The following is a 20975-nucleotide window of genomic DNA, read 5'->3' as shown; positions in this document are numbered from 1 at the left end:
GGTTTCACATCCGTGGCGGTTCATCGGCGAGCGCCCGTGTCGAAGCGCTTCGACAGAGGCAGGCAAGCATGTCGTCCATGTTTCGGCGATTTGACGATCTGTCTACCCGAGCCGCCGAGGACCGTCAAGAGATCACCATCGATGCTGGTGCGCCGGGGTTCGGCTCGTCGTGCTGGAACGACCGCCTGTCATCGCGGGGTGGGTAGTGCTCCCGAGTCGATGGCGTCGAGGACCCGGGTGGCGCCGCCGGCGGCGGCCGCGCTGGAATCGAGGGCTGAGGCGACGATGACCGTGCCTCCGCTGTCGGCGGCGGCGGAGCGGGCGGCCAGCTCGAGGGAGGCGGCCGGGATCAGCCAGGGGGCTATGCCGGTGAAGTAGCCGCCCAGCACCACGCACGCCGGGTTGATGAGGTTGGCCAGGATGGCCAGGCCTTGGCCCAGGCGGGCGCCCGTCTCGGTCAGGGCCGCCAGCACGTGCGCGTCGCCGGATTTGGCGAGGCGGTGGATCTCGTCCATGTGGGGGCCGAACTCCGAGGGGGAGAGCGCCGTCTCGATGCCGACCTCCGGGAGCGCCCGGCGAATGACGGCGCCCAGTCCGGCGTACGCCTCCAGGCAGCCCCGCCGCCCGCAGCCGCAAGCCGGGCCGGCGGGGTCGAGCGGCAGGTGGCCGAACTCGCCGGCGAAACCGCGGGCGCCGCGCAGCAGCCGGAAGTCGCTGATGATGCCCGCGCCGATGCTGGCGCCGCCCGTCAGGTAGACGAGATCGCCGGTGCCGGACTGGTCGCCCAGCCGTTGCTCGGCCAGCACCGCCAGGTTCGCGTCGTTTTCGACGAGCAGCGGGTAGCCCGGTTCGCCCAGCGCCGCCAGCAACGACTTTCGTACGTCGACCCGCTGCCATCCCAGGCCGGCCGCGAGTTCGACCACCCCGTCCGCGTCGACCAGCCCGGGCACGGCGACCGTCAGCCCCAGGACTCGCCGTCCATCATGGGAAAGCTTCGACACCGTGCGCCGGGCCAGGGCCGCCAGCGCCGCGATCGCCTGCCCCGGCTGGCCCGCGGTTCCGGTGAAGGCGCGTCGCCACGACAGCAGCCGTTCGCCGGCCAGGTCGAGCGCGACCGCCGTCAGGTAGTCGGTGTTGATCTCCAACCCGACTGCGGCGTAGGGGGAGCCGTCGAGCACCAGCATCACCGCGGGGCGGCCGATGCGGTTCTCGGTCATGCCGACCTCGCGCACCAGGCGGCGGTCGATGAGGTCGGTGACCAGGCTGGACACGGTGGCCTTGTTGAGGCCCGTGGTGGCCGCGATGTCGGCCCGGGAGCACGGCGCGTGGGTGCGCAGATGACGCAGCACGACGGCCAGATTGGTCGCCCTGACGTCGGCGAAATCGGCCGGTTGTGGCCCGTTCTCCCTGGTGAGCACCGACGACCCCCGCCCCACGAACATTCCCTCCGGCAGCGTACGGCACCGATCCCCGGCAGGTCTTGCCGGGCCGCACTTAGTTCGTTTACCGTCCCAACTAAAGACGGAGGAGTCAACGATGAAACTCGACAGAAGGCAACTGCTCGCGCTGACCGGTCTGGGTGCGGCGTCGGGGCTTCTGGCGGCCTGTGGTGACGCCAAGACGTCCAGCGGCCCGGGCACGACCACTCAGGACCAGCTGGCCAAGCTGCTGCCCGCGTATACGCCGAACGAGCTCGTGAAGGCCGACATACCCAGTGTTCAGGGCGCCAACGGCTTCTTCAGCAGCCCGGCGTTCCTCAAGTACCCGGCCAACCCCGTCACCAGCTCGACCGGGGTGCCGGGCAAGGGCGGCAGCTACACGACCATGACGCCGCTGTGGGGCGCCATCCCGTCGGCGAGCGGCAACGCCTACTACGCCGCGGTCAACCAGGCGATCGGCGCGACGCTCAAGCTGCAACCGGCCGACGGCAACAACTACGACAAGGTGCTGCCCACGCTGTTCGCCGGCGACAAGCTGCCCGACTGGTTGCAGATTCCGGGCTGGAACATGGGCAACCTCGGCTTCGCGGACGCGGTCAACAAGTTCGCCGATCTGGGGCCCTACCTGTCCGGGGACGCCATCAAGGCGTACCCCAATCTCGCGGCCATCCCGACCAGCGCCTGGCAGTGCTGCATCTGGAACGGCAAGCTGTTCGGCCTGCCCGTGTACTACAGCGGCGCGACGATCGCGGGCACGCTCTTCCACCGCAAGGACATCCTGGCCAAGGAGGGCATCAACCCCGACGACATCAAGACCCCGGACGACCTGGCCGCGCTGGGTCAGCAGCTCACCAGCGCCGCGGCGGGCCGGTGGGCGTTCGACGACGTCTTCGACACGCTCGGCCAGATCTACAAGTTCCCGGTCGACCCCAACCGCTGGGTCATCGACGAGAGCGGCAAGATTCTGCACCGGTACGAGACGCCGGGCATCCTCGAGGCGCTGAACTGGTACCAGACGCAGGCCAAGGCCGGGCACGTGCACCCGGACGCGCTGGCCGACAAGACCCAGGAGGCGAAGCAGCGCTTCTGGAGCGGCAAGGTGGCCATCACCGGCGACGGTCCCGGCGCCTGGAAGGGCGACGACGCCAAGAGCGGCAAGGCGGCCAATCCCTCGTACGAGCGGCAGGCCTTCAAACTGCTGTCGACCGACGGGAAGCCGCAGATCTGGATGAACCCCAGCGCCGGCATGTACAGCTTCCTCAACGCGAAGCTGAGCGCCGACGAGATCAAGGAATGCCTGTCGATCGCCAACTACCTGGCCGCGCCGTACGGGTCGAAGGAGTACCTGACGGTCAACTTCGGCGTCGAGGGCACCGACTACACGATGGTCGACGGCAACCCGGTGCTCACCGAGCGCGGCAGCAAGGAGGTGGCGACCACCTACCAGTTCCTCATCACGCCGATCAGCCCGACCACCGTCATCGCCGGGCAGACCCAGGTCGTCAAGGACTACGCCGCGTGGGAGGCCGACATGGTGAAGTACGCGGCCAAGCCCGCGTTCTACGGCATGAACGTCACCGAGCCCGCGCAGTACGCGAGCATCAACCAGCCGATGGTCGACCTCGTCAAGGACATCCGGTTCGGGCGCAAGCCGATCTCGGCGTACCAGGAGGGCCTGAAGACCTGGAAGGCGCAGGGAGGCGATCAGTTGCGCGCGTTCTACGAGGACATCCGCAGCAAGTACGGCACGGGCCAGTGACAGCGCTCCACGAGGCGCCGCCCGCTCAGCAGAAGCCGGACGAGGCGGCGCCGGTCAGGAAGAACCGTTTCCGGCGCGACCGTTCCCTGCTCCTGATGGTGATCCCGGCCCTCGTGCTGCTGATCGTCTTCAACTACGTGCCCATGTTCGGCACGGCGACAGCGTTCCAGCGCTACAGCATCTACGCCGGCTTCTGGCACAGCCCGTGGGTCGGCCTCGAGACGTTCCGGCAGCTGTTCTCGGATTCCCTGTTCTGGAGCGCGCTCGGCAACACGCTCCTGCTCAGCCTCGTGCAGCTGGTGTTCTACTTCCCGATCCCGATCGCGCTGGCCCTGTTGCTGCACTCCATCATGAGCTCCAAGGTCCGTACGATCGTGCAGTCGGTCGTCTACCTGCCGCACTTCTTCTCGTGGGTGCTGGCCGTGACCATCTTCCAGCAGATGCTGGGCGGGGCCGGCGCGCTGAACCAGTTCCTGCGCGAGAACGACCTCGGCACCTTCGACGTCATGACCAACCCGGACACCTTCGCGCTCCTGGTGACCTCGCAGGTGATCTGGAAGGAGGCCGGCTGGGGCATCATCGTCTTCCTGGCCGCGCTGGCCGCCATCGACACCCAGCTGTACGAGGCGGCCGCGGCCGACGGCGCCGGGCGCTGGCGCCGCCTGTGGCACATCACGCTGCCCGGCATCCGCGGCGTCATCGTGCTGATGCTGGTGCTGCGCCTGGGCAACGTGCTCACCGTCGGCTTCGAGCAGATGCTCATCCAGCGCGGGGCCGTCGGGCGTGACGCGGCCGAGGTGCTCGACACGTACGCCTACTTCTACGGCGTCGTCAACGCGAACTTCAGCCTCGGCGCGGCCGCCTCGCTGTTCAAGGGCGTGCTGTCGCTGCTCTTCCTCCTGGCCGCCAACAAGATCGCGCACCTGCTGGGCGAGGACGGACTGTATCGGCGATGACTGTCGTGACCCCCCTGGCGGATCCGAACCGCCGCAACCGCAACCGGCCCAACTGGGAGGAGCCGCCGACCGCAGCCGGCCAGACCGGCAAGGGCGTGGTGCTCCTCGTGGTGGTGGCCGTCGTCGCCATTCCGCTGTGGATGGTGGTGCTGACCAGTCTCTCCACCCAGAGCGCGGTCAACGAGGCCGGCGGCATGGTGCTCGTGCCCGACGGCATCACCTTCGCGGCGTACCGGCAGATCTTCACCAACCAGTTGGTGATGCACTCGCTGGCGGTCAGCCTCGGCATCACGATCGTCGGCACGCTCGTGTCGATGGTCGTGACGATCCTCTGCGCGTACGGGCTGTCGCGGCACAACTCGTGGGCCCACCGCCCGATCCTGCTGCTGCTGGTGGCCACCATGTTCTTCAGCGGCGGCATCATCCCGACGTTCCTGGTCGTCTCGGCCCTCGGCGGCTACGACAGCTACTGGTCGATGATCCTGCCGACCGCGGTGAGCGTCTTCAACATCCTGGTCGTGCGCGCGTTCTTCTCGAACACCGCGCAGGACCTCATCGACGCCGCGGCCATCGACGGCGCGGGGGAGTGGCGCACGCTGTGGTCGGTGGTGCTGCCGACGTCGCGCGCGGTCACCGCCGTCGTGGCGCTGTTCTACGCGGTCGGCTACTGGAACACGTTCTTCAACGCGCTGCTCTTCCTGCCCGACAACCAGAAATGGCCGCTGCAGATGGTCATCTACACGTACACCTTGCAGGGCAACGCGATGCCCGGCTCCGGCCAGAACACGACCGGCCAGTACTTCGGCACCCAGGAGATCACGCCGCTGGCCATCCAGATGGCCGTGGTGACGCTGACGCTGATCCCGATCCTGCTCGTGTACCCCTTCGTGCAGCGGCACTTCACCAAGGGCGTCCTGGTCGGGGCCATCAAGGGATGATCTTCTTCGGCGGCGACTGGAATCCCGAGCAGTGGCCCTCCAAGGTGTGGCACGAGGACGTCGCCCTGATGCGCGAGGCCCACGTCAATCTCGTGACGGTCGGCGTGTTCTCGTGGTCCCGGCTGCAACCGGCGCCGGACAGGTTCGACTTCGGCTGGCTCGACGAGGCGCTCGACCTGTTGCGGGACAACGACATCGGCGCCTGTCTGGCTACCCCGACAGCGTCCCCGCCGCCGTGGTTCACCGACGGGCTGCCGGTCACGGCCGACGGGGTCCGGCTGACCTACGGTTCCCGGGACACGTACTGCGTGAACGCTCCGGCCTATCTCGCCGCCAGTTCGCACATCGCCTCGGCGCTGGCGGAGCGCTACTCGCACCATCCCGCGCTGCGGATGTGGCATGTGCACAACGAGTACGGCACGACGTGCTATTGCGACCATTGCGCGGCTGCGTTCCGGCTGTGGCTTTTCCGCGCGTACGGGGACCCGGACGCCCTCAACGCCGCCTGGAGCACCGATTTCTGGTCGCAGCGCTACGCGTCCTTCGACGAGGTGCGGCCACCCCGGACCACCCAGTACCTGAACAACCCCGCCCACCTGCTGGACTACCGGCGCTTCGTCTCGGACGCGATGCTCGACCATTACGTCCGGCAGCGCGACATTGTCCGACCGTCGGGCAAGCCGGTGACGACGAACTTCGCCCTCGGCGGCTGGGTGCCGGTCGACCATGCCCGCTGGTCCCGCGAGGTCGACGTGGTGGCGGTCGACGACTACCCGGCCTCGGTCGCCGGCCACCTCGACGACCGCGCCTTCGTGGCCGACCTGGCCCGCGGCTGGGCCGCCTCGGCCGGCGGGTCGAGCGTGTCGGGCTCGGCCGGCGCGTCGAGCGTGTCCGGCTGGGCGGGCGGGTCCAGCGAGTCGCGCTCGACCGGCGGGTCGACCGTGTCCGGCTGGCATTGCGGGTCGGGCGTGTCCCGCTCGACCGGCGGGTCCAGCGTGTCCGGCTGGGACGGCGGGCCCAGCGAGGCGGGCTCGACCGACGGCAGGCCGTGGCTGGTCATGGAACACGCGCCCGGCGCCGTGGTGGAGCAGGGCGTCGTCCGCGCGCTCGCCGAAGGTGAGGCGTTGGCAGCCGCCCAGACCTACACGGATCGCGGCGCCACCGGAGTCATGTACTTCCAGTGGCGGGCCAGCCGCGGCGGCGCCGAGCAGTGGCACCCCGCGATCGTTCCGCACGAGGGCCCCGACACCCCGGTCTTCCGCGAGATCGCTGCTGTCGGCGCCGCGCTCGCCGGCTGTACGCCGCCCACCGAGAGAGCCGACCGCGCATTGTTGTATGACGAACAGACGATGTGGGCCTGGCAGTCCCCGCACCTGCCCACCCGCCAGATCGACTACGAGGCCACCTGCCGCCGCTGGCACCGCGCCCTCGGCCCACCGGTCGACGTGATCCCGATAGGCGCTCCGCTCGACACCTACCGGGTTGTCGCCGCGCCACTGCTGCACCTCGTGTCGAGCGCCACCCACCGCGCCCTGCGGTCGTACGTCAAGGCCAGCGGCACCCTGATCCTGACGTTCGGCTGTGGCCTGACCGACGAGCACTGCCGGGTCACGCCGGGCGCCTTCGACGACCTGCTCGGCATACGCGCCATTCGCCACCTCCCCGGCGAGGGCCACCTTTGGCTCGACGACCTCGAACCCGCGGGCGCCGAGGTCGTCCTGCGAGCCTTCGGCGACCGCCCGGTTGTCACCGAACACCGCTATGGCCTCGGCCTCGCACGGTTCCTGGCGACTGACCTGGAAGACCTGACCCCCTGGCTCCAGCCGTCCTGCTCCGCGCCGGCCGAGTCGCACTGAGCCACCGGGTGCGGGTCGGCCGAGTCCCCCGTCCCGCGAGCGGCTACGGTCAAGGCGTCTCGCTGAGGGTGAACGCGTCGGCCAGTGCGGCGCGTCGTCCAGCAGTTCTTTGAAGCGCTGCGTCATGGCCTGCCCCGTCGGTCTGTCGCCAGTGAACCTTCGTCACCGTCCCAAAGACATCGGCCGTCCGATCGGTTCCCCCGATCGGAACTCGGTGGACAGTTCGTCGCCGGGTGGCAGGCTGGCGGGATGAGCACGCGGATCGTGGTGGTGGGCGCGGGCATCGTCGGCGCCGCGGTGGCGTACGAGGCGGCGCGGGCCGGTGGCGACGTCGTGCTCATCGACAAGGCGCTTCCCGGGTCGGGGGTGACCGCGGACTCGTTCGCCTGGATCGGCGAGCCGCGGAGTGGCGACGCGGTCGATGCCAGTACCGCACTGCGGCGCGGGGTCTTGCGGGACTGGCGGCGGTGGGAGGCGGACGTGCCAGGCCTGCAGGTGCGGTGGCGCGGCGTGCTGCTCTGCGGCGAAGGCGAGCCGACGACCGGCGCAGCCCGGCTGGAGCCGCATTTGCGGGAGCCGCCCGCGCACGCGGTCTTCCTCGAGAGCCACGGCGCGGTGGATCCCGTTGCCGTGACCCAAGCTCTGGTGCGCGCGGCCCGGAGTCACGGCGCGCGTCTGATGGCCAACACCGCGGTGGCCGCCTTTCTGATGCGAGACGGTCGCGTCGCCGGCGTGCGGTGGTCCGGTGGTGGTGTGGATGCCGACACCGTCGTGGTGGCGGCCGGGGCCGACGCACCCGCGCTGCTGTGGCCGCTGGGCTTCGACCTGCCGGTGACGCCGTCGCCGGCGTTGCTCATGCGTTTCGCCGCGCCGCCCGGCCTGGTGCGCACGCTGGTCGTCACGCCGGAGCTCGAGGTGCGGGAGGCAGCCGGCGGCGAGCTGCTGGTCGCCGACGCCTACCACGGTGAGATCGACCACGACGAGCTGCGCCAAGCGGGCGAGGCGATGCGGCGCCGGCTCGTCGCGACGTTCGACACCCATGCTGTCCAATTGCTCGGCGTACGGCTGGGAGCGCGTCCCATGCCGGCCGACGGCCTGCCGCTGATCGGCCCCGTCCCGGGCGTCGAGGGCGCCTACGTGGCCGTGATGCACTCGGGCGTGACCCTGGCGCCCAGCGCCGGGCGGCTCATCGCCTCAGAGCTCGTGGGCGGCGTCGACGCGGCTGAGCTGGCTGGTCTGCGACCCGCTCGGGGCCGTACCTGAATGATCGTCCTTCCCGTCACCCGTATAGCCGGAGCGAAGGCGGCGGCGGTGTCTTCCGGCGAGCCGTCGCGTCCAGTCGGTGAGGCCGATACCCGCTGACCCACGGTCAGGCCGGTGGTGCCGTGGCCCAGCGCGGCCACGACTCCGGCCACCTCGTGCCCCGGCACGCCCGCGCCGCGGTCCGTCTCCGTGATGGCTCGCATGTTTCCCACGTCCTCGTCGTCGGGGCGGCCGAGCACAGTGAGCCGCGAGCCGCCTCGACGACGAGGAACGTCAAGTGGTGTAGACCTCCAGGGCCGACAACTGGCCGGCGGGCCAGCCGGTGTTGGCGGTCACGGTCACCCGCACGTACCGCGCCTGAACGGACGAGCCGTCGACGGTCACGGTGTTGCCGGCAGCCGGTTCGAAGGCCCGGGCCGCCGCGGCCGAGAAGGTGCTGAAGGCGGTGCCGTTCGTGCTGGTGGCGACGGCCACCGTCTGCGAGCGGGCGCCCCAGCCGGACGGCAGCTTCAGAACGACCCGGCTCACCGCGGTCGCGGAGCCCAGGTCGACCTGGATCCACTGCGGGAACGCGTTGTTCGCGCTCTCCCAGTAGGTCCCGGCGTCACCGTCGACGGCGTGACCGGGCCCGTACGCCTGGGCCTGACCGCTCGACGAGGTCGGCTTACCCCGAGCCAGGTCGCCGGCCGGCGGCGGCGAGCTTTCCGCGTACGCCTGCAATTGCGCCAGCTGGGCGGCGGGCCAGCCGGTGTTGGCCGCGAAGCTCAGCCGTACGTAGCGGACCGTCGCACCCGACAGCATGACTGTCGTCGTGTTCCCGGCGCCGGGGTCGAACACGTAGCCGGTCGAGCCGGCGAGCGTCGTGAAGGTCGTGCCGTTGGTGCTGCCCTGCACGGTGATGGTCTGGGTGCGCCGCTCCCAGCCTGCGGGCAGACGTAGCACAAGCCGGTTGACCGCGTAGCCGGCGCCCAGATCGACCTGGAACCACTGCGGCAGGGCGCCCGCACTCTCCCAATAGGTCGACGGACTGGCGTCGACCGCGTTGGCCGCCGCGTAGGGGCCGTTGGCGCTGCCGGCGGTGGCTGCCTTGCCGGCGGCGAGGTCCCCGGTGGGCGGCGGCGGTGTCGTCCCGGTGACGGGTGGGGTCGGACGCACGGCGGTGAGGGCGAGCTGACCCTTCAGCATCCGGCCGCCGTCCTGGGTGATGCGCAGGTAGTAGTCGGACGAGCAGAACGTGCCGTCCTCGTCGAGCGGCCGGATGCCGCTGCCGGCCGGGACGGAGGCGGCCGTCTCGGCGGTCTTGGCGACCTGGTTGCCCTCGTTGAACTCGTCGAACATCGACACGTACAGGCCCTGGGCGCCCAGCTTGATCATGTTGTAGAGGCTGCGCCAGTAGAAGTCGCCGTGGTGCCGGGCGCCGGTCGACAGGTCGCCGGGCAGCACGCAGGGCTGATAGTCGATGCCGTACGCGTTGCACTCGGCCTGATCGGCGGTGTTCACATTGGCCAGGAACCAGTCGAGGCCATCGAGCGTGCCGGTGCGGCCCACCATCCACGGCGAGATCATGTCGAACGCGCGGTAGACGTCGGAAAAGCCGGCGCGACTGTCGTTCTTACCCTCGCGCCAGTAGGTCGGCACGCCGCCGATCACGTAGCAGCCCTGTGCCTTGAACCAGTTCACGACGTCGAGGCACGGGCCGGGAGCGAACGGGCGGGCGTCGTCGGAGAAGCCGAAACCCCAGATGCAGACGACCGGTTTGCCGTTCTGCTGGGCGTACGCCGGTGACGCCGTGTGGGCCGACATCTTGGCTGTCCAGTCCGCCTTGATCTCGCTCTGCATCGACGTCCAGCTCGTCACGTCGTACATGATGTAGAACTTGCGGCCCGTGGCCTCGGCCGCCGTCCGCACCTTGAGGGTCATGGCATCGCGGGTCGGCCCTTCGTCACCCGTCGGATTGAAGCGCTGGAGGGCCGCGGTGTCGATGCCGTAGGCGCGCATCCACTGGAAGTGGGTGTCGACTGTCTGTTGGTCATACGAAGAGAACAGCGTCGCGGTCCGGCCGTCACCGAGATGCGGGTACGCGGTCGGGTAGGCGTGGGTGAAGTCGCGCATGTCGGGCCAGGACACGATAGTCGTGTTGGCCGGCGAGGGCGGTTGGAAGCGGTCGCGGCTCCAGTGCCACCAGCCGCCGATCGGCGCGCCGTCGCCCGGGCAGGCGAACCAGCCCTGGTAGCCGACGCTGATCTTGCCGACGACATCGCCCGGCGGCGAGGCGGCGGAGGCGGGGGACAGGTCGGTGAGCAGGGCCGCGGCCGAGCCGAAGGCCGCTGTGGACAGCAGGGTTCGTCGGGTGACGGGCATGGGGGACTCCTGTCGATCCGGGGGATTCGGGGAACGGATCGACGGTCATCGTGACAGTTCTGTTCACACGAACGCAATACTTGGACGGCTCCCTGAAATAATGCGACCGGGGCGCTGGATCGAGCCGCCTGTCAGCCGATGCGGCGAACGACCTCGTGGTGAGTCACCGTGGTCTCGCGGTCGACCAGATACTCGTCGTCCTCGGCATAGAAGACGGCCCGGGAGATGTCGTCGCCGGCGAAGCCGCGGATGTCGTCGAGGGAGTCCCACCAGCTGAGCGTCGTCACTTCGGAGCGGCCGTCACCGAGGTCGCGAACCCACATCTCAGCGCCCCGGTTGCCCGGCGTCTCGCGGTAGCCGGCCAGGCCGGTCCGTTCGATGTAGGCGACGTAGTCGTCCGCCTTCCCGGTTCGCACCCAGCCCCGCCACATTCGCGCAATCATCTCGCAGTCCAGGGGCGCGCCATGCTCACCGCGGCGGCTCGATCCGCACGTCGGCCACGCCGGGGACCGTCCGGGCCAGGACGGCCGCGATCTCGCGTTCCGTCGAGTCGGCGAACGCGCCCACGACGGTCGCGACTCCCTTGTGGACGGAAGCGGTCCAGCGGCCCGGGGCGTACTCGTCGAGCCGGTGCTGCACCTCCCGCACGAGTGTCTCGTCGGTGCGGACCATCGCACGCAGGATGTCGCGACGGCTGACGATGCCGACCAGGGTGTCGCCGTCGAGGACGGGCATGCTGCGGACGTCGTACATCAGCATCGTCTCGGCGACCTCGGCCAGGTCGACGTCCGGCCGGGTGGTGACCGGCGACCGCGACATCACGTCGGCGACCCGGCCGGGGCGGATGGCCGGCGCCGCGGGTGAGCGGTTGAGCTGTGCCGTCGGATCGACGGGCACCCGCTGCCACAACAGGTCGCCCTCGCTGACGATGCCGACCAGGCTGCCCGCCCCGTCCACCACCGGCAGCGCCGTGACCGCCCGCGCGGCCATCGCCGCCGCCGCGTCCTCCACCGGCGCACCGGGCTCGACAGTGTGCACCGGCCTGCTCATGACGTCCTTGGCTCGCACCCGTCCAGCATGCCCCGGGCAGGTCGCCGCCGGCAGAGTCGAAAGTCCCCCGCTACCGCTCCGGACCGGCATGACAGGCTGAGCCGGTGAGTGAACCCGTGGACGTGGACCTGGCCCTGATCGGCGGGGGCGGCGCGGCCTCGCTCGTGCTGGCCGCGCTGGGGCGCCGAGGTCCCGGCGCCCGGGTGGCGATCGTCGACCCCGTGCACAAGCGCGGCCAGGACCGTACGTGGGCGTTCTGGGGCACCCCCGGCACCTTCCTCGACCCGCTGCTCAGCGCGAGCTGGGACGAGGCCGACGTGGTGACCCCGACCGGCCGCCGCGCGCTGCCGTTGCGCCCGCTGCGGTACGCGATGCTGCGCTCGGCGCCCCTCTACGACCTGGCCGCACAGGCCGAGAAGGAGCTTTCCGCCGTACGGATCACCGAGCGCGCCGAGCAGGTCGCCGACGACGGCGAGCGGGTGCTGATCTCGGCACCCGACGGCACGCCCCTGGTCCGGGCAGCGTGGGCCCTCGACTCGCGGCCGCGTCCGCCCCGGCGTCCCGGGCGCACCAACTGGCTTCAGCACTTCCGCGGCTGGTGGCTCGAGGCGGACGAGCCGGTGTTCGACCCCGGCCGCGCCGTGCTGATGGATTTCCGGACGCCGCAACCGGCCCGCGGCGTGTCGTTCGGCTACGTGCTGCCCGTCAGCGACCGGTTCGCCCTGGTCGAGTACACCGAGTTCTCGCCGGCCGTGCTGTCCGGCGACGAGTACGACGCGGCGCTGCGCGGCTACGCGGCCCTGCTCGGCCTCGATCTCGCCGCGCTCCGGGTCCGCGAGGTCGAGGACGGCGTCATCCCGATGACCGACGGCCCGTTCGACCCGCACCCGTCCCCACGGGTGGTGCGCCTGGGCACTGCGGGCGGCGCGACCCGGCCGTCGACCGGCTTCACGTTCTCGGCGATGGCCCGCCAGGCCGACGACATCGCCCGCGCGCTCGCCGCCGGCCGCCCGCCGCTGCCTGCCCCGCCCTATCCGGCCCGGCACCTCTGGATGGACGCCGTGCAACTGCGCGCCCTCGACCGCGGCCTGGTCGACGGCGTCGCGTTCTTCGACCGCCTGTTCGCGCGTAACCCGGCCGAACGCGTGCTGCGCTTCCTCGACGGCACCACGACGCCGGCCGAGGACCTGAAGTTGATGGCGTCGACCCCGTTGCTCCCGATGACCCGCGCGGCTTTCGGCGACGCGCTGGCCCGCATCCGCCCCTGACCCGGCGCACTCGGGACCCGGCGCGCCGAGACAGTGCGTGCCGGGCGCGATCGAGGTCTAATACGGTTCGCCGGCAACCGCTACCCGAGGAGGTGAGACCGATCAACGCAGTCGATGGTCGGGCGCTTCCCGGGTCTCTGCCGCTTCTCTGAGCCGGCGCCCCGGAAGGGCCACTGTGGCATTCCGAAGGGCACGTCATGACTTTTCCCGAAGAGCACTTTCTGCTGGACGACACGGTTCCGGGCACACTGTGGGAGCCGCCCGGCGGCGACGGGCCGCTCATTCTCATCGCGCACGGTGGCGGCCAGCATCGGGGCGCTCCATCGGTGACCGGGCGGGCCCGGATGCTGGTCGCGTCCGGGTTCCGGGTCGCCGCGCTCGATGCGCCCGGGCACGGCGACCGACCCGATCCGGTCGCCTCGCCGATGCGGGGGACGGCCGAGGGGTTGGCGGAACGCGTCGCCCGGATCAACGCCGAAGTTGCCACCCGGGCCGTCCCCGAGTGGCGTGCTGCTCTCGATCGGCTGGCCCCGAGCGGCCCGGCCGGCTTCTGGGGCGTCTCGATGGGCGCCGTCGTCGGCCTCGAGCTGATGGCGGCCGACAACCGGATCGCGGCCGGGGTGCTGGGTCTGACCGGTGCTCGTCACGACCTCGCGGCGACCATCACCGTCCCGGTCGAGTTCGCCCTGCAGTGGAACGACGAGTTCGTGCCGCGGGCGTCGGCGCTGGCGCTCTTCGAGGCCTTCGCCTCCACCGAGAAGACCCTGCACGCCAACCCCGGCCGGCACGCCGAGCTGCCCCGGTTCGAGGCCGACAGTGCGCTTCGCTTCTTCCAGCGCCACCTCCCGCAGCGGAAGTAGCCACGGGCTGAGGCGGGCCGCGGCTCGATGACACGGAGTGGCGTCATTCTTCAGCCGGTCAGCCGGACCGCGGCGAGGCTTGACTGCCAGAGGCTTGCGGCCCGGGTGGAGTTGGTCGAGCGCGGGGTGGCCCGGAAGGGAGCACGCCAGGCGAAATAGCCGCCGGGGACGAGGGCGGCCGGGTCAGTGGCCAGCCAGGTCAGGGTGTCGGCGCCCTCGGCGGGACCGGGGAAGAGAAGGCGGGCCACGCTGAAGGCAGGGCTGGTGGTGCCGAACCCGCTGCGGATCAGCCCCGGGAAGTAGCAGGTCGGAACGATGCCGTACGAGGCCCAGCGGCGGGCCGCCTCGACGGTGAACAGGATGTTGGCCTGCTTGCTGGCGCCGTACGCCAGCCAGCGCAGGCGCTGCCGGCGGCCGGGTCGATCCGCGTCCAGCGTGCCCCACGCCTCGGCCGCCGACGATGTCGTGATGATCCGGGCCGGCGACGTCGGCGTTGCGGCAGCCCGCAGGCGGTCGAGCAGCAGATGGGTGAGCAGGAAGCCCGCCAGGTGGTTGATCTGCACGGTCGGATCGAGGCCGTCAGTCGTCAGAGGGCGGACGGGCGCCAGCAGACCGGCGTTGTTGGCCAGCACATGGATCTGCTCGTGCTCGGCGGCCAGGCGCGCACCAGTGGCGCGCACTTCATCGAGTACGGCGAAGTCCGCCCGATAAGTGGGAGGCGTGCGCCCGCCCGCCTCGCGCACCTCGGCAGCCGCCGAAGCAAGGCGCTGCGGGTCCCGGCCCAGCAGAATCACCTGGTCGCCGCCCCGGGCCAGGGCCACAGCGGCAGCCCGCCCGATGCCAGAGCTGGCGCCGGTCACGACCACGGTGCGGGGCACGGACCCGACCCTTCCGGTCACGATGGGTGGCCGGGGATGGCGCCGGTCACGGTGCGGGGGATGGGTCCGACCCTTCCGGTCACGATGGGTGGCCGGGGACGGCGCCGGTCATGGTGCGGGGGATGGGTCCGACCCTTCCGGTCACGATGGGTGGCCCGGGACGGCGCCGGTCACGGTGCGGGGCATGGGTCCGACCCTACCGATCATGATCGGGAGCCGTGGCGGTGCCGGGCCCCGGGCTGGCGCGGCTCACGACGACGGCGCGGGACGGGAGTCGAGCCTATCGATCATGATGGGAGGCGTGACGAGACTTGCGGCGATCGCCGGGGCGCTGGCGGTGACCGTGGGGGCCGTCGTCATGCTGGTCGCTCTGGTGGCCCCGCCCGGCAGTTGGTGGGATGGCTATGTCAGTGAGGCCGGCACGGCCGGGCAGCCGTACGCGATGCCGTACCGGACCGGTCTGGTCGTGCTCGCCGCCGGTGTCGCCTTCGTCGGCTGGGCGCTGCGGGACCTGCGCCTCGTCGGCGGAAGTCTGCTGGTGTCGGCGGTGCTGGCGGCCACCTCGGGCCTGGTCGCATGCAGCGACACCTGTCCGCTGCCGCCCTACGAGCCCGCCACCGCGGCCGACATAGTGCACGCGACGGCCAGCGTCATCGGCATGATCGTGCTGGCCGTCGCAATGGCCGCCGTCTGGTTCGCGAACCCGCGCCCGGCCCTGACCCGGCTCGCCGCGGCCGGTGTCGTGCTGATCGTGCCCGTCGGCGCGGCGCTCGGCCTGACCATGCTCTTCATCGGCCGCAGCGACTTCGGCGCTTTCGTGGAACGCCTCGCCCTGGTGATCGCGGTCTGCTGGCTGGTCGGCACCGCCGTAGTGGTCGCCCTCAGCCCTGCTTGCCAACGAACGCCGCGCCCCACCAGACGGCGGCGCCGATGAGTCGACAGCCTGCCTGTCGACTGGCGGACTCGCCCGGCTCGAGGCGGTAACGGCGATTCGGTCAGTCAGCCTGTCGATCGGCATCCGGAGGACTGTTTGAGTCGACAATCAGCCGGAGATCCGGTCTCGCCCGCCGCGACCGTAACGACCATTCGTCAGCCGGCCTGTCGACCGGAATACGGAGGATTGGGTCGCGCCAACGATGAGTCGACAGCGAGCCTGTCGATCGGCGTGGGACGGCTGTGTCGTCGGCGAAAAACGTCAGCGGGCCTGTCCATGGGCGTCCGAGGCCGGCGTCCCGCGACGGGTAACGGTCATCAGTCGGCCAGCCTGTCTACCGGCGTCGAGATCGCGATGTCGCGCTGGCGGCCAGTCAGTCAGGCTGTCGTTCGCGCCGCAAACGAGCAGGCGTCAGTTCGGGCCGTCGACGAAGGCGGCGGCCGAGGACGTGACGGCCACCGTGTAGCGGTTCTTGCCGGCCGCCTTGGCCACGTACATGGCCTCGTCGGCCGCGTGAATCAGGCGTTCCGCGTCGGTCGGCCCGGCGTCCGTGACCGCGACCCCGACGCTGCAACTGATCGTCACCGGCTGCCCGTCGATGTCGAACGGGGCGCGCAGGCTGGTCACGATCCGTTCCGCGAAGGGTGCGGCGGCGGACGTGGCGGCCAGGATCGCGAACTCGTCGCCGCCCAGGCGGGCCACCGTGTCACCGGCCCGCGCGCACTGCGTCAGGCGCCGCGCCACCTCGACGAGCAGCCGGTCGCCGGCGCTGTGGCCGAGGCCGTCATTGACCGCCTTGAAGCCGTCCAGGTCGATGAAGAAGACCGCGCGCGGCTGGTCCGGGTCGGCCTCGTCGAGGCGCTCCCGGAAGAGGGCGCGGTTGGGCAGGGCGGTGAGCGCGTCGTGCATCGCCAGGCGGCGTAGTTCGTCCTCGCGGTCGAGCAGCCGGGCCTCGACGGTTTTGCGCCGCTCGATGTCGTGACGCAGCAGGGCGGTGGCGGTGGCCACCCTCTTGAGGGCGCGCCGGCGCGAGTCGGCCAGCACCCCGGTCAGCAGGGTGACCAGCAGGCCGATACCCAGGGTGGCGAGCGGCAGCCGGCGGTCGGTGTCGCTGATCAGGCGCTGGGTCGGCTGCACGTCGAGTTGCCATTCGCGCTCGCCGACGATGACCGTCCGGACCCGGTGCAGGCTCGGGTCGCGCAGCGTGGCGGCGGACGAGCGCGTCGACGCCACGGCGGTCGGGGACGTTCCGCCCAGGTCGCTCAGGGCCACCGTGACCAGCTCACCGGCGTACGTCTGAAGGGACTCCTCGACGAAGTCGCCGCCGCGCATCGAGAGAGTCAGCCAGCCCAGGAACTCGCCCGCGGCGGGAGTGCCGGCGGTGCCGGTAACCGGCGCGGCGAGCAGGAACGACTGCTGCCGCTGGGCGAGCGGCAGGTCGCGGTCCTTCAACAGGGTGTACGGGTGGCTGGAGGTGACCTGGCCGCTGGCCCGGGCGAACCGCATCGCGTCGGCCGGCTCGCTCGTGGGGCTGATGTCCCGGCCGGCCCGGAACGGGACCTGGTCGAGGGACCGGTTGAAGATGAGGAACTGGTGCTCGTCGGCGGCGCCGACGGTGTCCAGTCGCAAATTCACGGCGCCGTGGCCACGCCAGTAGCGCTGCACCGCGGCGGTCTCGTCGGCCCGAGCCGGCACCACGAAGCCGATCGTGCTCGCCCCGGGCAGCCGGGAACGGGTCAGGCGCGAGGTGATGGCTTCGAAATCGGACGCGCTGAACTGAGTCTGCGAACCGACGGCGAGAGCCATGTCGGTCAGCGTCTCGGTGTAGCGGGCGGCCTCGTTGGCGACCGCGCGCTGGATGGCGTCGGCGTTGTGGTCCATCAGCAGCGACGCGTGCTGTTGCTGCACCCGGCTCACTGCGGCCATCGTCAGCACCGAACCGACCGACCCGCCCACCAGCACGGCCAGGACCACGGCGATGCCGATCCAGCGGCGTAGGCCGGTTGCCATCATGCGGGCGGTCCTCGGGGTCGCGAGCGGGCGTCCCCTTCTTATTCGGCGGGAAGGACCGCCGTATGAGGGTGCCGCCGCGGCGGCACCCCCACAACGGTCAGACCAGGCCGTTCTCGGTGAGCCAGCCCTTGGCCACGGCGGCCGTGTCCTGCTTGTCGACCTGGACCTTGGCCAGCGTCGTGGTCAGGTTCTCGGTCGTCAGCTTGGCCGAGACGGCGTTGAGCGCGCCGGTCACGGTCGGGTTGTTGGCCGTCGTACGGATCAGCGGGATGATGTTCTCGGCCAGGTAGAGGTTCTTCGGGTCCTCCAGCACGACGAACTTGTTGGTGGCGATCGACGAGTCGGTGGAGAAGATGTTGCCGACCTGGATCTGACCGTTCTTCAGCGCGTTGACCGTCAGCGGGCCACCGGCGTCGAGCGGCTTGAACTCCTTGAACTTGACCCCGTAGACCTGCTCGAGGCCCTTGAGGCCCTGGAAGCGCTCCTGCCACTCCGGGCCCGCGCCGATCGTGAGCTGGCCGGCGACCGGCTTCAGGTCGTCGATCGTCTTGAGGCTGTACTTGGTGGCCGTCTCCTGGGTGACGGTCAGGGTGTCCTTGTCCTCGGCGGGGGACTGCTCGAGCACCTCGGTGCCCGACGGCAGCACCTTCTTGAGCGCGCCCAGCACGTCCTCGGGCTTGCTCACGCCCTCGGGCGCGCCGCCCGGCGTCAGCGCCGAGAGCAGGGCGCCGTTGTACTCGGGGAGCAGGTCGATCGAGCCGTCCTGCAGCGCCTTGAGGTAGAGCTCGCGGGCGCCGATGTTGAACTGCCGCTTGACCTGCACGCCCTTGGCCTCGAGGGCCTGCGAGTAGATCTCGGCGAGCAGCTCGCTCTCGGCGAAGTTCGCCGAGCCGATGGTGATGGTGCCGGGCGCGGCGCTGCCGCCGCCGCTGTCGTTGGCCAGCGGGTCTTCGTCGGCGCCGCAGGCGGTGAGGGCAACGGTGAGAGCCAGGGCGGCGGTCACCGCTGTGAATCGGCCGAAACGCTTCATCAAAGAACCTTTCATCGGGATACCCGGAGACCGGGCGAGACGATCCAGCGCTGCGCGAACGCCAGAACCAGATCGAGCAGAACGGCCAGCACCGCGACGACGATGGCGCCGGCCAGCACACGGGAGTAGTCGTTGACGGCCAGGCCGTCGATCAGCAGGCGGCCGAGGCCGCCCAGGCCTACCGCGGCGGCCACGGTCGCCGTGGCGACGACCTGCAGGGTGGCGCTGCGGAAGCCGCTCATCAGCACCGGCAGCGCCATCGGCAGCTCGACGCGGGTGAGCACCTGCCAGGGCCGCATGCCGACCCCGCGGGCGGCGTCGACCACCTGGTGGTCGAGGGAGCGCAGCCCGGCGTACGCCGAGGTCAGGATGGGCGGGATGACCAGGACGGTGAGGGCGATCAGCACCGGCAGCAGGCCCAGCCCGAGCAGGGTCACCATCAGCATCAGCAGGCCGAGTGTCGGCAGCGAGCGGCCGGCGTTGCCCGCGTTGATGGCGATGAACGAGCCGCGGCCGGTGTGCCCGATGTAGAGGCCGACCGGCAACGCGATCACCGTGCCGATCGCGAGCGCCAGAATCACGTACCAGAGGTGGGAGAGAAGCAGCTGCGGGATGCTGCCCGAGGCGCCGAAGTCCCAGTGCGCCGCGTCGAACAGGTAGGAGAGGTTCACGCCCGGCCTCCTTGGAAGCGGGTCCACGGCGTGACCGCTCGCTGGATCAGCACGATGGCCAGGTCGGCGATGCCCGCGAGCAGCACCGAGAGGATCACGCCGACCAGGATCGGCTCGAGGTAGAAGAGCTGGAAGCCGCGGGTGAAGAGCTGCCCGAGACCGCCTACGCCGATCAGCGCGCCCACGCTGACCAGGCTGATGTTGGCCACCGTGGCGACCCGCAGGCCGGCCAGGATCACCGGCAGGGCCACCGGCAGCTCGACGTCGATCAGGCGGCGGAACCGGCGGTACCCCATCGCGGTGGCCGACTCGGTGATCAGGCGGTCGACCGAGCGCAGGCCGTCGGCCACCGTACGGGCCAGCAGGGCGACGGTGTAGATGGTGAGCGCCACGACGATGTTGAGCGGCGACAGGATCTTCGTGCCCAGCACGACCGGCAGGAACACGAACAACGCCAGCGACGGGATGGAGTAGAGCACCCCGGCCACGTTGACGAGCGGGTGGTAGAACCAGGGAAAGCGGACGCCCAGATAGCCGATCGGCAGCGCGATGATGAAGCCGAGCAGCACCGGGAGCAGCGCGAGCCAGATGTGCTGGCGGAGCGCGGCCAGCACGGTCTCGGAGTTGTTGGACAGGTAAGTGATCATCAGCCGCGCCGCGCCGCCAGGTAGTCGGCCAGGTCGTGGTGGGGCGTGATGCCGTCGGCCTTCCCGTCGGCGTCGACCCGCACGGCGATGCCGACCGGCGACAGGATGGCCAGGTCGGCCACCAGCCGCAGGGTGTCGGCGCTGGTGAACGTGCCGCCGGTCGGGCGTACGTCGTCGGCGCCCGTCCGCCAGCCCAGCGGCCGGCCGGCCTCGTCGACGACCAGTTCGGCCGGTACGGGCTTCACCGGCAGCTCGGCCGCGGTGTCGAAGGAGAGGCTGCGCAACCCGCGGTCGCGGCCCACGAACTCGGCGACGAAATCGTCGGCCGGATCGGACAGCAGCTCCCGCGGCGTGCCGATCTGGGCCACGATGCCACCCTGCCGGAAGATCACGACCAGGTCGCCGAGCTTGATCGCCTCGTCGATGTCGTGCGTGACCATGGCGATCGTCTTGCCCAGGTCTTTCTGCAGGCGCAGGAACTCGCGGTGCAGGCCCTCGCGGACGACCGGGTCGACCGCGCTGAACGGCTCGTCCATCAGCATGATCGGCGGGTCGGCGGCGAGCGCGCGGGCCACGCCGACGCGCTGCTGCTGCCCGCCGGAGAGCTGGGCCGGGTAGCGCTGGGCGAACTCGGACGCCAGGCCGACGCGCTCGAGCAGTCCGAGGGCGGCGGCGCGGGCCTCGCGCCGGGTCTTGCCCAGCAGCACCGGCACGGTGGCGACGTTGTCGAGGACCGTTCGGTGCGGGAAGAGGCCCGCGTGCTGAATCACGTAGCCGATGCCGCGCCGCAGCAGGGCCTCGTCCTGGCCGGCGACATCTTCGCCGTCGATGAGCACGCGACCCGAGGTCGGACTGATCATTCGGTTGATCATGCGGAGGGAGGTGGTCTTTCCGCAGCCTGACGGCCCGACGAACACCGTAGTTTTACCGGTGGGGACTTCGAGCGAGACGTGATCGACTGCGGTGCCGCCGCCGGGATAGACCTTCACGACGTCATCGAATGTGATCATGGCGCTCCAGGCTAGCGATTGAATACCACTATTCATACTTCA

At 70.6% G+C, this 20975-nt stretch carries 18 protein-coding genes and 1 pseudogene; 8 read left to right on the top strand and 11 right to left on the bottom strand.

Annotation, left to right across the window (positions count from 1 at the left end; genetic code table 11):
* Positions 1-188: 188 nt before the first annotated feature.
* Complete coding sequence (locus LXN57_RS01625; protein WP_251796166.1) at positions 189-1442, bottom strand: ROK family transcriptional regulator; 1254 nt, start codon at positions 1440-1442, stop codon at positions 189-191.
* 94 nt (positions 1443-1536) lie between these two features.
* On the opposite strand from LXN57_RS01625, the gene LXN57_RS01620 reads away from it, so the two are divergent.
* The 5 genes from LXN57_RS01620 (at position 1537) to LXN57_RS01600 (ending at position 8211) form a co-directional block, all read left to right on the top strand.
* Positions 1537-3198, top strand: a complete 1662-nt coding sequence (locus LXN57_RS01620; protein ID WP_251796165.1) for a type 2 periplasmic-binding domain-containing protein — start codon at positions 1537-1539, stop codon at positions 3196-3198.
* Positions 3195-4154, top strand: coding sequence for an ABC transporter permease (locus LXN57_RS01615; RefSeq protein ID WP_251796164.1), 960 nt, complete (start codon positions 3195-3197; stop codon positions 4152-4154). The genes LXN57_RS01620 and LXN57_RS01615 overlap by 4 nt, the downstream gene beginning before the upstream one ends.
* Positions 4151-5092 carry a carbohydrate ABC transporter permease gene (locus LXN57_RS01610; protein WP_251796163.1) on the top strand — a complete coding sequence of 314 codons (942 nt, stop codon included), beginning with the start codon at positions 4151-4153 and terminating at the stop codon, positions 5090-5092. The genes LXN57_RS01615 and LXN57_RS01610 overlap by 4 nt, the downstream gene beginning before the upstream one ends.
* Entirely contained in the window at positions 5089-6948 is a 1860-nt protein-coding gene (locus LXN57_RS01605) for a beta-galactosidase (RefSeq protein ID WP_251796162.1), read from the top strand. Before LXN57_RS01610 ends, LXN57_RS01605 begins: the two co-directional genes overlap by 4 nt.
* Before the next feature lie 249 nt (positions 6949-7197).
* Complete coding sequence (locus LXN57_RS01600) at positions 7198-8211, top strand: NAD(P)/FAD-dependent oxidoreductase (protein ID WP_251796161.1); 1014 nt, start codon at positions 7198-7200, stop codon at positions 8209-8211.
* Positions 8212-8321: 110 nt separating this feature from the next.
* Here LXN57_RS01600 and LXN57_RS01595 read toward each other — a convergent pair.
* From LXN57_RS01595 to LXN57_RS01580, 4 genes and pseudogenes are all read right to left on the bottom strand, one after another.
* Positions 8322-8414, bottom strand: a pseudogene (locus LXN57_RS01595) (hypothetical protein); the annotation flags it as partial.
* 70 nt (positions 8415-8484) lie between these two features.
* Positions 8485-10572 (bottom strand): glycoside hydrolase family 99 protein, encoded by a 2088-nt coding sequence (locus LXN57_RS01590; protein WP_251796160.1) that lies wholly within the window; start codon positions 10570-10572, stop codon positions 8485-8487.
* Between the two features lie 131 nt (positions 10573-10703).
* Positions 10704-10988 carry a hypothetical protein gene (locus tag LXN57_RS01585; RefSeq protein ID WP_251796159.1) on the bottom strand — a complete coding sequence of 95 codons (285 nt, stop codon included), beginning with the start codon at positions 10986-10988 and terminating at the stop codon, positions 10704-10706.
* A gap of 52 nt (positions 10989-11040) precedes the next feature.
* Positions 11041-11640, bottom strand: a complete 600-nt coding sequence (locus LXN57_RS01580; protein WP_251796158.1) for a CBS domain-containing protein — start codon at positions 11638-11640, stop codon at positions 11041-11043.
* Between the two features lie 86 nt (positions 11641-11726).
* Here LXN57_RS01580 and LXN57_RS01575 point away from each other — a divergent pair, with 86 nt between their 5' ends.
* Complete coding sequence (locus LXN57_RS01575; protein ID WP_251796157.1) at positions 11727-12890, top strand: lycopene cyclase family protein; 1164 nt, start codon at positions 11727-11729, stop codon at positions 12888-12890.
* A 197-nt stretch (positions 12891-13087) separates the two neighbouring features.
* Positions 13088-13750: an alpha/beta hydrolase gene (locus tag LXN57_RS01570; protein WP_251796156.1), complete on the top strand. Its 663-nt coding sequence runs from the start codon at positions 13088-13090 to the stop codon at positions 13748-13750.
* A gap of 50 nt (positions 13751-13800) precedes the next feature.
* Here the strand turns inward: LXN57_RS01570 and LXN57_RS01565 are convergent, their stop codons facing one another.
* Positions 13801-14616 carry an SDR family NAD(P)-dependent oxidoreductase gene (locus LXN57_RS01565; RefSeq protein ID WP_251796212.1) on the bottom strand — a complete coding sequence of 272 codons (816 nt, stop codon included), beginning with the start codon at positions 14614-14616 and terminating at the stop codon, positions 13801-13803.
* Positions 14617-14929: 313 nt separating this feature from the next.
* Here LXN57_RS01565 and LXN57_RS01560 point away from each other — a divergent pair, with 313 nt between their 5' ends.
* Complete coding sequence (locus LXN57_RS01560; protein WP_251796155.1) at positions 14930-15562, top strand: DUF998 domain-containing protein; 633 nt, start codon at positions 14930-14932, stop codon at positions 15560-15562.
* A gap of 411 nt (positions 15563-15973) precedes the next feature.
* Here the strand turns inward: LXN57_RS01560 and LXN57_RS01555 are convergent, their stop codons facing one another.
* The 5 genes from LXN57_RS01555 to LXN57_RS01535 all read right to left on the bottom strand — a co-directional run bounded on the left by LXN57_RS01555 (position 15974) and on the right by LXN57_RS01535 (position 20933).
* Positions 15974-17575, bottom strand: coding sequence for a diguanylate cyclase domain-containing protein (locus LXN57_RS01555; RefSeq protein ID WP_251796154.1), 1602 nt, complete (start codon positions 17573-17575; stop codon positions 15974-15976).
* A gap of 97 nt (positions 17576-17672) precedes the next feature.
* Positions 17673-18605: an ABC transporter substrate-binding protein gene (locus tag LXN57_RS01550; RefSeq protein ID WP_251796153.1), complete on the bottom strand. Its 933-nt coding sequence runs from the start codon at positions 18603-18605 to the stop codon at positions 17673-17675.
* Positions 18606-18616: 11 nt separating this feature from the next.
* The gene (locus LXN57_RS01545) at positions 18617-19276 is read right to left on the bottom strand and encodes an ABC transporter permease (RefSeq protein WP_251796152.1); all 660 of its coding nucleotides are present in this window, start codon (positions 19274-19276) and stop codon (positions 18617-18619) included.
* Positions 19273-19923, bottom strand: a complete 651-nt coding sequence (locus tag LXN57_RS01540) for an ABC transporter permease (RefSeq protein WP_251796151.1) — start codon at positions 19921-19923, stop codon at positions 19273-19275. Before LXN57_RS01540 ends, LXN57_RS01545 begins: the two co-directional genes overlap by 4 nt.
* Entirely contained in the window at positions 19923-20933 is a 1011-nt protein-coding gene (locus LXN57_RS01535) for an ABC transporter ATP-binding protein (RefSeq protein WP_251796150.1), read from the bottom strand. Before LXN57_RS01535 ends, LXN57_RS01540 begins: the two co-directional genes overlap by 1 nt.
* Between the last annotated feature and the right edge of the window lie 42 nt (positions 20934-20975).

The organism is Paractinoplanes hotanensis (assembly GCF_023717965.1).
Lineage (GTDB): Bacteria > Actinomycetota > Actinomycetes > Mycobacteriales > Micromonosporaceae > Actinoplanes > Actinoplanes polyasparticus.
This window is presented reverse-complemented; position numbering and strand designations above follow the sequence as displayed.

Bases quoted from the DNA above. Each gene is read 5' to 3' on its own strand.
- LXN57_RS01625 (WP_251796166.1), bottom strand. From the start codon at position 1,442: ATGTTCGTGGGGCGGGGGTCGTCGGTGCTCACCAGGGAGAACGGGCCA.
- LXN57_RS01620 (WP_251796165.1), top strand. From the start codon at position 1,537: ATGAAACTCGACAGAAGGCAACTGCTCGCGCTGACCGGTCTGGGTGCG.
- LXN57_RS01610 (WP_251796163.1), top strand. From the start codon at position 4,151: ATGACTGTCGTGACCCCCCTGGCGGATCCGAACCGCCGCAACCGCAAC.
- LXN57_RS01605 (WP_251796162.1), top strand. From the start codon at position 5,089: ATGATCTTCTTCGGCGGCGACTGGAATCCCGAGCAGTGGCCCTCCAAG.
- LXN57_RS01600 (WP_251796161.1), top strand. From the start codon at position 7,198: ATGAGCACGCGGATCGTGGTGGTGGGCGCGGGCATCGTCGGCGCCGCG.
- LXN57_RS01590 (WP_251796160.1), bottom strand. From the start codon at position 10,572: ATGCCCGTCACCCGACGAACCCTGCTGTCCACAGCGGCCTTCGGCTCG.
- LXN57_RS01570 (WP_251796156.1), top strand. From the start codon at position 13,088: ATGACTTTTCCCGAAGAGCACTTTCTGCTGGACGACACGGTTCCGGGC.
- LXN57_RS01555 (WP_251796154.1), bottom strand. From the start codon at position 17,575: ATGATGGCAACCGGCCTACGCCGCTGGATCGGCATCGCCGTGGTCCTG.
- LXN57_RS01550 (WP_251796153.1), bottom strand. From the start codon at position 18,605: ATGAAGCGTTTCGGCCGATTCACAGCGGTGACCGCCGCCCTGGCTCTC.
- LXN57_RS01540 (WP_251796151.1), bottom strand. From the start codon at position 19,923: ATGATCACTTACCTGTCCAACAACTCCGAGACCGTGCTGGCCGCGCTC.
- LXN57_RS01535 (WP_251796150.1), bottom strand. From the start codon at position 20,933: ATGATCACATTCGATGACGTCGTGAAGGTCTATCCCGGCGGCGGCACC.